We start from the raw sequence: 1,417 nt of genomic DNA on the forward strand, positions 1-1,417 counted from the left end.
TGAACTGAACCCCTGAAGTTGGACATCAGAACTACGTCAGGGGAACATATGAGTCCGGTAGCCTACCGGACTCATACCACCCAGTTTCATTTTGATCCGGTCGCGATTGTAGTACCCGATGTATTCCTTTATCGACGCCGCCAGTTCTTTTGTACCCGTGTAAGTTTTCCCGTGGAACATTTCCGTTTTTAACACCGCGAAGAAGCTTTCCATCGCCGCATTATCATAGCAGTTACCTTTGCGCGACATACTCTGCCGCAACCCCGCATCACTCACCTGTTTCTGCCATGCTTTCATACGGTATTGCCAGCCCTGATCGCTGTGAAATAACGCATTTTTTCTCGCATGACCTGACGTAAGCAACTGCTTTAACATTCTTTCTGTCAGCTCATAAGTCGGCCTCGCTCCCATACTCATCGCCACGATTTCACCGTTATACAGATCCATGACCGGCGACAAATACAGCTTGCTTCCCGCTACGTTGAACTCCGTGACATCTGTCACCAGCTTCACACCGGGACCGGAAGCCGTAAACTCTCTTTTGAGCAGATCCGGCGCCGGACCCATGCCGGTTTCGCCTTTCCAGCTTCGGTATTTTTTAGCCCGCACACGTGCCTGCACGCCCATTTTAGCCATAAGGCGGCTGACCTTTTTATGATTCACCCGTAGCCCCTGATTATGCAGTGCGGCAGTGACGCGCCGGTAGCCGTAGCGCCGTTTGTGGCGGATGGCTATCTGCCGGATGATATCGCACAGCGCCACATCGCAACCGATCGCTTCACGCGATTGCCACCAGTACCAGGTGCTGCGTGGCAGCATCGCGGATTTCAGCAGGTCACGCAGACGATGCTCGCCGATTAATGCCCTGATGGCGTTGATTTTTTCTTCTGTTCCGCTTTTGCTTTCATCAGGGCGTCTAACTTTTCGTGGTAAGCACGTTCAGCGCGCAGATAGCGGACTTCTTCCAGCAGTTCTGCGGGCGTCATTTCTTCAGGCTGTTTTGCGGGTTTTTGAGCTTTCTGCGCCATGTGTTTTCTCTCTTTCTTTGCCGGGGCGGTGGCCTTTGTGGCCTCCTGAACCCAGCGTCCGACAGTCTTGTAGTCAGAAATATTAAACCGCGCAGCGGCGGTACGCATAGAAAGTTGTTCACGAAGTACGACATCTGCCACGTGGGCACGAAAATGGGCAGGATAGGTGATGGATGTTTTGGCTAATAAAGCGGCCTGACCGTGAAGCCGGTAAGCCGCAGTCCATGCCCGAAGTGAAGAAGCGGGAACCTGATATTGGCGGGCAGTGAGTTTGTAGCCGTCACGACCATCAAGGTAATGCCTGACGGCCATAAGTTTGATTTGAAAATTGTATTTCATATGAACTCCGAATGAAGGTTTAAAAAGTCCAACATTCGGGGTTCAGTTCA

Annotated in this window: 2 protein-coding genes; both read right to left on the bottom strand. The window is 51.8% G+C overall.

Annotated elements, in window-relative coordinates; all coding sequences use genetic code 11:
* Positions 1 to 36: 36 nt before the first annotated feature.
* Entirely contained in the window at positions 37 to 879 is an 843-nt protein-coding gene (locus ACOZIO_RS25020; protein WP_421595880.1) for an IS3 family transposase, read from the bottom strand.
* On the bottom strand, positions 858 to 1,367 hold the full coding sequence (locus ACOZIO_RS25025) for a helix-turn-helix domain-containing protein (RefSeq protein ID WP_217139057.1): 510 nt from the start codon (positions 1,365 to 1,367) through the stop codon (positions 858 to 860). Before ACOZIO_RS25025 ends, ACOZIO_RS25020 begins: the two co-directional genes overlap by 22 nt.
* Between the last annotated feature and the right edge of the window lie 50 nt (positions 1,368 to 1,417).

This window comes from Rahnella sp. PD4 (assembly GCF_049199325.1).
GTDB lineage: Bacteria > Pseudomonadota > Gammaproteobacteria > Enterobacterales > Enterobacteriaceae > Rahnella > Rahnella perminowiae.